We start from the raw sequence: 8,505 nt of genomic DNA, 5'->3' as shown, positions 1-8,505 counted from the left end.
CCCCTGTCCCGCGCCCTGCACGCCCAGGAGGCCAGCGCCCACGAACCGCGCGTCGTCGGCGAAGTCCCCCCGGCCCGTCGCAGTCCGGCTGCACCCGCCGACCCCCGCCATGCCCTGCTGCCCAAGCCCTGACTCCCCCTGTTCTGGAGGCCGTTCATGCCCGAAGTCGTCTTCAGCGTCGACCAAGCCATGTCCATGCGAGACCAGAAGGTCCCCGGCCACAACCGCTGGCACCCCGACATCCCGCCGGCCGTCACCGTGAAGCCGGGCTCGGATTTCCGCATCGAGTGCCGGGACTGGACCGACAACCAGATCGGCAACAACGACTCCGCCAACGATGTCCGCGACGTCGACCTCACCCACGCGCACATGCTCAGCGGCCCCATCGCCGTGGAGGGCGCCGAGCCTGGTGACCTGCTGGTCGTGGACATCCTCGACCTGGGCCCCGTACCGCAGTCGCAAGGAGAAGGATCCGGGCAAGGCTGGGGCTACACCGGCGTCTTCGCCAAGAACAACGGCGGCGGCTTCCTCACCGACCGCTTCCCCGACTCGTACAAAGCCGTCTGGGACTTCCACGGCCAGCAGGCCACCTCCCGGCACATCCCCGGCGTCCGCTACACCGGCATCACCCACCCCGGCCTCTTCGGCACCGCGCCCTCCGCCGAGTTGCTGGCCCGCTGGAACGCCCGCGAGCAGGCCCTCATCGACACCGATCCGCACCGGGTTCCGGCGCTCGCACTGCCTCCGCTCGCCGACAACTCGCTGGCCGGCACGGCGGACGGCGAGACGGCCTCCCGTATCGCCGCCGAAGGCGCCCGTACGGTCCCGGCGCGGGAGAACGGCGGCAACCACGACATCAAGAACTTCACCCGCGGCTCGCGGGTCTTCTATCCCGTCCTCGTCCCCGGCGCCCTGCTCTCCGGCGGCGACCTGCACTTCAGCCAGGGCGACGGCGAGATCACCTTCTGCGGCGCCATCGAGATGGGCGGCTTCATCGACCTGCACGTCGACCTGATCAAGGGCGGCATGGAGAAGTACGGGGTGACGACGAACCCGATCTTCATGCCGGGCAACGTCGCGCCCCAGTACACCGAGTTCATCTCGTTCGTCGGCATCTCCGTCGACCACGACACGGACACCAATCACTATCTCGACGCGACGATGGCGTACCGCAACGCCTGTCTCAACGCCGTCGAGTACCTCATGTCCTTCGGCTACAGCGGCGAGCAGGCCTACCTCCTGCTCGGCTCGGCCCCGATCGAGGGCCGGCTCAGCGGCGTCGTGGACATCCCCAACGCGTGCAGCACTCTCTACCTCCCCACGGCCATCTTCGACTTCGACATCCGGCCGACGGCCGAGGGCCCGAGAAAAGCCGACCGCGGCCAGTGCGCCGTCACCTCCTGAACGTCCCGAAAGGCAGCCCCATGAGTGACCATCTCACCTTCCAGCTGGGCGACTTCACCACCCAGAGCGGCGCCACATTGCGCGGCGCGCACCTCGCCTACACCACGTACGGCGAGCTCAACGCGGACAAGTCCAACGTGATCGTCTACCCGACCTGGTACTCCGGCCGCCACTGGGACAACGAGTGGCTCATCGGCCCCGGCATGGCCCTCGACCCGGCCGAGTACTTCATCATCGTCCCGAACATGCTCGGCAACGGCCTGTCCACCTCGCCGAGCAACACCCCGCCGCCGTACGACCGCGCCCGTTTCCCCGACATCACGGTGTACGACCAGATCGAGGCCCAGCACAAGCTGGTCACCGAGGAGTTCGGCATCGAGAAGATCCAGCTCGTGACCGGCTGGTCGATGGGCGCCGGGCAGACCTTCCAATGGGCCGTCAGCTACCCGGAGATGGTCGAGCGGATCGCCCCCTTCTGCGGCTCCCCGCGCACCAGCCTCCACAACAAGGTCTTCCTGGAGGGCGTCAAGGCCGCGCTGACCGCCGACGCGGTCTACAACGGCGGCTGGTACGACGAGAACAAGTGGCCGACCACCGGACTGCGCGCGCTCGCCCGGGTATACGCGGGATGGGGCTTCTCGCAGGCGTTCTACTGGGAGAAGGAGTACGAGAAGCTCGGCTACACCTCCCTGGAGGACTTCCTAGTCGGCTTCTGGGAGGGCTTCTTCCTCGACGGCCGCGACCCCAACAACCTGCTCACCATGCTCTGGACCTGGCAGAACGGCGACGTCGGGCTCACCCCCGGCTTCGACGGGAACACCGAGGCGGCGCTGGCCTCCATCAAGGCGACCACGCTGGACATGCCCGCCGAGAAGGACCTCTACTTCCCGCCGGAGGACGAGGCCTGGGCCGTCAGCCACATACCGGGCGCCGAACTCCGCGTGATCCCCGGCATCTGGGGCCACTTCGCCGGCGGCGGCAGCAGCCCCAAGGACACCGAGTTCATCGACACGGGTATCAAGGAACTGCTGGCCAAGCCGGGCGGATTGGCGTAGCCATGAACATCGGACGCATCACACTGCCGCACGAGGTCAGCGCCTCGATCGTCGCCTTCGCCACCGTCTTCCTCCTGATGAGCCCGCTCAACATGCCGACCTGGGCGATCTTCATCACCTGGGCCGGAACGTTCATGCAGGGCGGGCCGAGCGTCGCCAACGCCATCTCCATGATCACCGCCACCACGACAGGGGCGGGGTTCGCGGTGGTGGCCGTACTGCTCAACCGGGAGACGGGCACGATGTTCGGCACCGGGGCGTTCGCCCAGACCTTGGCGCTGGGCGTGGTGATCTTCTTCGTCAACGGCACCCTGCTGGCGACCGGCCGGCTGAAGCCGTTCGCTCTCATCCCGGCGATGTTCTTCGGCTTCGCGTCGACCTTCGCCACGTACTTCGGCGGATTCGGCTATGACGCGGGGAATCTGGGCGCCGCCTTCGTCAGCGCCGCCGCGATGTGCGCCCTCGGCCCGCTCGCGGCCACTCTCGGACTGCGGCTGATGTTCGCCTCACCGATCCCGGCACCCGAGCCCGACGTACGCGAAACCGGGGAGGTGACACCTTCGGCCAGCGAAGCGCGCGCCTGAGCACGGGGCCCGCCATGAGCTGCGCTGCTCGATTGGCGGGCCCCTCATCGATCAGCGCGTGACGGCGTGGTCCGGCTCAGGGGATCAACGGCCCGGGCGGATCAGCCCTGTGAGGTAGCGCCAGAGCGATGAGCGCTGCCGGGCGGAACGGTCCGGCAGCACCGGGTTTGCCGTCTCCGGTTCGGGATCGGTCGGCGCCGGCTGCTCGGCCGGTGAGGCGAGTTCGTACCGCACGGGCAGGGAGCGCAGGCCGCGCATGAACGGGGAGGCGCGCCAAGGGAGTTGGTCGGCCGGGAGGGCGAGGGCCAGGTCGGAGAACCGTTCGAAGAGGCGGCTCACGCCCACCGCCGCCACGGTCGAGGCCAGTTCCCGGGCGGGGCACTGGCGGCGGCCCGCACCCCACGACAGGTGGGCGCGTGTGCTGATCGTGGTGCTCCCCTCGACGTGCTCGGCGAAGAGCGGGTCGGCGTGCGCGGCGGCCGAGGAGACCCACACCGGGTCGCCCGCGCGGATCGTGTAGTTGCCGAGCGGGGTGTCCTTGGCGGCGAACCGCGGCACGAAGTTCACCAGCGGCGGCTTGCGCATGACCGCCCGGTTCATGGCCTCCCTGACCATCCCGGCGGACAGGCTGGCCCGTACACCGCCCTCACCCGAGACCACTTCGACCACGGTGTTGGAGACGAGGATGCCGACGTGGTCGGACGTCATGCCGAGCAGCATGAACAGTTCGCGGGCAAGTTCGTCGAGCGAGAGATCCGGGTGCGCGGCCAGCAGGTACGAGGGGAAGTCGTCGCCGGGTTCCTTCAGTTTCGCCGCCGCGAGTTGGGCCAGCGTCTCCAGCAGCCGCTCAAGCGCGGGTTCGGCGTCCGGGCCCGCGTCCAGTACGCGCCACATGTCCATCAGCGCGTCGTCGCCCTGCGAGCCGGGGAAGCCCAGCAGATGGCTGGCCACCATCAGCGGCAGTGGTCGCGAGAACTGCGCGGACAGGTCCGCGACACCCGTGCTGCCGCCCTGGGCGATGAGGGTGATGAGCTCGTCGGCGTACGCGGTGACGGCCGTCCTGAGGCGCTTCGCCTGCGGGTGGCGCGGGTCCTGGAACGGCTTGAGCGCGGCGTCCCACGCGGTCCGCAGCGTTCGGTAGCCCCGACCGCCTTGAATCAGTACGTGGTTGACCTCGAGGGAGGGCCCGAGCGGCCAGTCGGCGGGCACCCTGCCCTCGGTACGGGCACGCCAGTTCTCCAGCCCCTTCGGCCAGCCGTCGTCGTCCTGGAGCACCTGGAGGGACTCGCGGTATCCCAGCACCAGCCAGGCGGGGACACCGAGCAGATCGACGGGGGCGACGGGGCCGTGCTGCTGCCTCAGCTGTTCGTAGACGAGGGCGGGGCGCGTCTCGTAGTCGCGGGTCAGCAGCGGCTGCGGGTTCAACTCCTCGAGCCGTGTGTCGTCCAGGTCCACGGATGCGCCGTCATCAAACTGGGATTCCATCGCGTTGCGGCCCTCCGACACTCTCCGTAACGGCGGGCAACCGTTCGGTTTTGTTACTGACCGGTGGGGACCATACCTCAGGCCGGTCAGGGGGAGTTGTCCGGGTGCGGTATCCACGTGAGTATCGGATCAACCTCGCCGAGGAGGACATATGACCACCCTTGCCGATCCCGTTCCCGGCGGGCGCCCGGGCGATGTCGAGCGGGCCACCGCCCTGAGCGCGGAGCTGACCGGGCGGGGCGTGCACGGCATCGTCCTCGCCTACGTCGACACCGCGGGCATCGGCCGGGTGAAGACGATCCCGACGGCCAAGCTCGCCTCGGCCGCCGCGTGGGGTGTCGGTATGTCGCCGGTGTTCGACACGTTCCTGGCGAACGACTCCATCGTCTCCACCGACGTACTCGGCTCCCCTGACGGCGATCTTCGCCTCTACCCCGATCTCGATCACCTGGCCGTCCTGTCCGGGCAGCCCGGCTGGGCATGGGCCCCGGTGGACCGGGTCACCCAGGAGGGCGAGCGGCATTCGGGGTGCGGTCGCACCCTTCTGCGCCGGATCGTCGCCGACGCCGCCGAGCGGCACGGGATCTCGTTCAAGGCGGGCGTCGAGATCGAGTGGGCGGTCGGCGAGGGATCGGCCCCCGGCGACGACTTCGCGCCCGCCGTCTCGGGCCCGGCCTACGGCGCCGCCCGGCAGGTCGAACTGAGCGACTGCACCGCCGAGTTGCTGGCCGCGCTGGCCGCCCAGGGGGTGGATGTCGACCAGTTGCATCCCGAGTACGCGGCCGGTCAGTTCGAGATCTCGGTGGGTGCGCTCGACCCGGTCGCCGCGGCCGACCGCAGCGTGCTGGTACGGCAGACCATCCGAGCGGTGTCACAACGGCACGGTCTCCGGGTCTCGTTCGCCCCGGCCGTCTTCGCCGAGGGCGTCGGCAACGGCGGCCATGTCCATCTCTCCGCCTGGCGCGAGGGAAGGAGCCTGCACTCCGGCGGCGAGGGCCGGTACGGCATGACCGCGGAGGCGGAGTCGTTCGCCGCCGGACTGCTCGCACACCTGCCGGCGCTGACGGCCGTGACCGCGCCGAGCCCGGCGAGCTATCTGCGGCTCAAACCCTCGCAGTGGGCCGGGGTGTTCACCGCCTGGGGCCGCGAGACCCGCGAATCCGCGGTGCGCGTCATCACCGGCACGGCGGGCCGTCGCGCCCAGGCGGCGAACCTGGAGGTGAAGCCCGTCGACCTCGCCGCCAACCCGTATCTCGCGCTCAGCTGCCTGATCGCCGCCGGACTCGACGGCCTGGAGTCGTCCGCGGCCCTGCCCGACGAGATCACCGGAGATCCGGCGCGGTTCGGCGCCGAGGAGGCGGCGACCCGGGGCGTACGCCGCCTGCCGACGTCGCTGGACGAGGCCGTCGAGGAGTTCCGCAAGGACGAACTGCTGCGCGCCGCGCTCGGACCGGTCCTGGCCGACGCCGTGATCGCCGTGCGCCTCGGCGAGATCGCGGCGGTGGCCGGGCTGGACGACGGTCAGGTGGCGGCGGCGTACCGCTGGAAGTACTGACGTGAGCGCGGGACCCGTCCAAGAGACGCTCGCCGCGCTGCGGTTGGTGGACCACCACTGCCATGGCGTCGTCACCGCCGCCCTGGACCGCGAGGGCTTCAAGTCGCTGATCACGGAGGGCGGTACCTGGCCCGGGATCTCGCCGTTCGACAGCCCTGTCGGCGTGGCGCTCCGCCGCCACTGCGCTCCCCTGCTGGACCTGCCGCGTCACGCGCCGCCCGAGGAGTACCTCGCCCGGCGGGCCGAACTGGGCCGGAACGAGGTCGACCGGCGTCTTCTCGCCGCCGCGGGCACGGACGTGTTCTGTGTGGACACCGGGTACGCGCCGCAGCGTCTCACCACGCCGCGGGAGCTGGCCGAGGTCGCGGGCGGGACCGCGTACGAGGTCGTACGGCTGGAGAGCGTCGCCGAAGGCGTCGCGGTGAAGGGGGTCGAGCCGGACGCGTACGCGGACGTCTTCCGGGCGGCCGCGTGGGATGCCGTACGACGTCCTGGCGTCGTCGCGGTGAAGTCGGTGGCCGCCTACCGCACCGGCTTCGGCCTGGACCCGGCGCGCCCCTCGGATCCGGAGGTCACCGAGTCGGCCCGGCGGTGGCTCGCCCGCGGCGGGCGCCTCAACGACCCGGTGCTCGTACGGCACTTGCTGTGGACCGCCGTGGACCTCGGGCTGCCGCTCCAACTGCACACCGGCTTCGGGGACAGCGACATCCGGATGCACCGGGTGGACCCGAGCCTGCTGACCGACTGGCTGCACCTGACGTCCGGCACCATTCCCGTACTGCTCCTGCACTGCTGGCCCTATCAGCGCCAGGCCGCCTACCTGGCGACGGTCTTCGAGCAGGTGTACCTCGACGTCGGACTCACCCTGCACTACGTCGGCCCCGCACGGGCCCGCGCGGTCCTGGAGGAGGCGCTGGAGATCACCCCGTTCCGCAAACTGCTCTACAGCTCCGACGCGTACGGGGTCGCGGAGTTCTACCAACTCGGCGCCCTCGCCTTCCGGCATGGCTTGGCAGGGCTGCTCCAGGACCGGGTGGACGCCGACGAACTGAGCCTGCCCGATGCGCTCCGGATCAGCCGGTGGATGGGGCGCGACAACGCCTGCCGGGTGTACGGGCTCCCCCTATGACACCGGTCAGGACCGATCAGGCAGGACTGTCCCACAGCACATGCAGGGTGTCGGGCTTGCGGAAGACCAGGCCGTACGGAGTGGCGGGGCGGTCCGGGTCGAGGCGCAGGGCGGGGAGGCGTTCGAGGAGGTGCTGGAGGGCGATGCGGGTCTCCAGGCGGGCGAGGTGTGCGGCAATGCAGTAGTGGGGGCCGTGTGCGAAGGCCAGTTGGAGGCGCGCGTTCTCGCGTCGGATGTCGAAGCGGTCGGGGTCGGGGAAGACGGCTGGGTCGCGGTTGGCGCCCGTCAGGGAGACGGTGACCAGGTCGCCCCGGCGGATGGTGGCCGGGCCGAGGACGGTATCTCGGGTGGCGTAGCGGTCCACGACCGCCGCGCCGGGTTCCAGGCGCAGGGATTCCTCTATCGCGCCGTCCAACAGGCCGAAGTCGGCCCGGACCAGGGCGAGTTGGCCCGGGTGTCGCAGAAGGTGCAGCAGCGCGTTGGTGATCATCGCCTCGGTGGTCTCGATGCCTCCGAACATCAGCACCGCGGCATTGGACGCCACCTCGGGCAGCGTCAGCCGCCCGGCAGCGGAGACAAGGAGCGAGGAACCTCCGCGGTCCGCGACGGTGGCTTCCACGGCGGCCCGCAGTCGTGCGTACGCCGCGGCACCGGCGGGCTCCGCCTCATGGCCGGCGGTGATGGCCGAGACCGACCGCACGATGGAGTCGTACCAATCGAGCACCGTAACCGGGGTGGTGCCGACCAGCCCGAGCGCCTCCGTCACGACGGCGACGGCGAGCGGGCCCGCGAAGGCACGTCGCAGTTCGCCGGTGCCCGTCGGCCGCAGGGTGGTGATGAGCCGGTCGGTCTCCCGCTCGATGAACGAAGCGAAACCGTCACGCACCGTCCGAGGGCGGAAAGCAGAGGTGAACGGCTCACGGTGGCGGGTGTGCTGGTCACCGTCCAGCGAGAGCATGCTCGGCCCGACGACCTGAGCGGTGGAGAACCGAGGGTCGTCGACGGTGAAGGTCTCGGCGTCCCGCATCACGCTCAACGCGAGATCGCGACGCGTCACCAGCCAGCCGTCCAGCTCGGGCAGCCAGGAGACCGGCTCATGCGCCCGCAGCAGCGCCAGTCGCGGATGCGGATCCCGCGCGAGCTCGGCGAGCGTGGTCGCGGCACCGAGCGGGAAGGAGTCGACGCGGTTCATCGCGAACCTCTGCCGTGCAGCGGGAAACCGATCACAGCCAAGGCTAACAACCTCTTTCGCCCGGCCCGGCCCGGCCCGGCCCGGCCCGGCCCGGCCCGGCC

General features: G+C 70.4%; 7 protein-coding genes. 5 read left to right on the top strand and 2 right to left on the bottom strand.

From position 1 onward, the window contains the following. Nucleotides 1-156 precede the first annotated feature (156 nt). Genes fmdA through G6048_RS30695 form a run of 3 tightly spaced genes read left to right on the top strand, consistent with a single transcriptional unit; the run spans nt 157 to nt 3,043 of the window. Nucleotides 157-1,404, top strand: a complete 1,248-nt coding sequence (gene fmdA, locus G6048_RS30705) for a formamidase (protein WP_165342867.1) — start codon at nt 157-159, stop codon at nt 1,402-1,404. A 20-nt stretch (nt 1,405-1,424) separates the two neighbouring features. Then, nucleotides 1,425-2,459, top strand: a complete 1,035-nt coding sequence (locus G6048_RS30700) for an alpha/beta fold hydrolase (RefSeq protein ID WP_165342866.1) — start codon at nt 1,425-1,427, stop codon at nt 2,457-2,459. Between the two features lie 2 nt (nt 2,460-2,461). After that, nucleotides 2,462-3,043 carry a DUF1097 domain-containing protein gene (locus G6048_RS30695; RefSeq protein ID WP_165342865.1) on the top strand — a complete coding sequence of 194 codons (582 nt, stop codon included), beginning with the start codon at nt 2,462-2,464 and terminating at the stop codon, nt 3,041-3,043. Between the two features lie 84 nt (nt 3,044-3,127). Here G6048_RS30695 and G6048_RS30690 read toward each other — a convergent pair whose 3' ends face one another. Then, complete coding sequence (locus tag G6048_RS30690) at nt 3,128-4,528, bottom strand: cytochrome P450 (protein ID WP_165342864.1); 1,401 nt, start codon at nt 4,526-4,528, stop codon at nt 3,128-3,130. 151 nt (nt 4,529-4,679) lie between these two features. Here G6048_RS30690 and G6048_RS30685 point away from each other — a divergent pair, with 151 nt between their 5' ends. Together G6048_RS30685 and G6048_RS30680 are read left to right on the top strand one after the other, a co-directional pair. After that, nucleotides 4,680-6,083: a glutamine synthetase family protein gene (locus G6048_RS30685; RefSeq protein ID WP_165342863.1), complete on the top strand. Its 1,404-nt coding sequence runs from the start codon at nt 4,680-4,682 to the stop codon at nt 6,081-6,083. A gap of 1 nt (nt 6,084) precedes the next feature. Beyond that, nucleotides 6,085-7,212: an amidohydrolase family protein gene (locus G6048_RS30680; RefSeq protein WP_165342862.1), complete on the top strand. Its 1,128-nt coding sequence runs from the start codon at nt 6,085-6,087 to the stop codon at nt 7,210-7,212. A 16-nt stretch (nt 7,213-7,228) separates the two neighbouring features. Here the strand turns inward: G6048_RS30680 and G6048_RS30675 are convergent, their stop codons facing one another. Continuing rightward, nucleotides 7,229-8,404, bottom strand: a complete 1,176-nt coding sequence (locus tag G6048_RS30675) for a cytochrome P450 (protein ID WP_165342861.1) — start codon at nt 8,402-8,404, stop codon at nt 7,229-7,231. Nucleotides 8,405-8,505: the final 101 nt, after the last annotated feature.

It is taken from the genome of Streptomyces ureilyticus (genome assembly GCF_011045025.1).
GTDB lineage: Bacteria > Actinomycetota > Actinomycetes > Streptomycetales > Streptomycetaceae > Streptomyces > Streptomyces ureilyticus.
This window is presented reverse-complemented; position numbering and strand designations above follow the sequence as displayed.

Bases quoted from the DNA above. Each gene is read 5' to 3' on its own strand.
- fmdA (WP_165342867.1), top strand. From the start codon at position 157: ATGCCCGAAGTCGTCTTCAGCGTCGACCAAGCCATGTCCATGCGAGAC.
- G6048_RS30700 (WP_165342866.1), top strand. From the start codon at position 1,425: ATGAGTGACCATCTCACCTTCCAGCTGGGCGACTTCACCACCCAGAGC.
- G6048_RS30695 (WP_165342865.1), top strand. From the start codon at position 2,462: ATGAACATCGGACGCATCACACTGCCGCACGAGGTCAGCGCCTCGATC.
- G6048_RS30690 (WP_165342864.1), bottom strand. From the start codon at position 4,528: ATGGAATCCCAGTTTGATGACGGCGCATCCGTGGACCTGGACGACACA.
- G6048_RS30685 (WP_165342863.1), top strand. From the start codon at position 4,680: ATGACCACCCTTGCCGATCCCGTTCCCGGCGGGCGCCCGGGCGATGTC.
- G6048_RS30675 (WP_165342861.1), bottom strand. From the start codon at position 8,404: ATGAACCGCGTCGACTCCTTCCCGCTCGGTGCCGCGACCACGCTCGCC.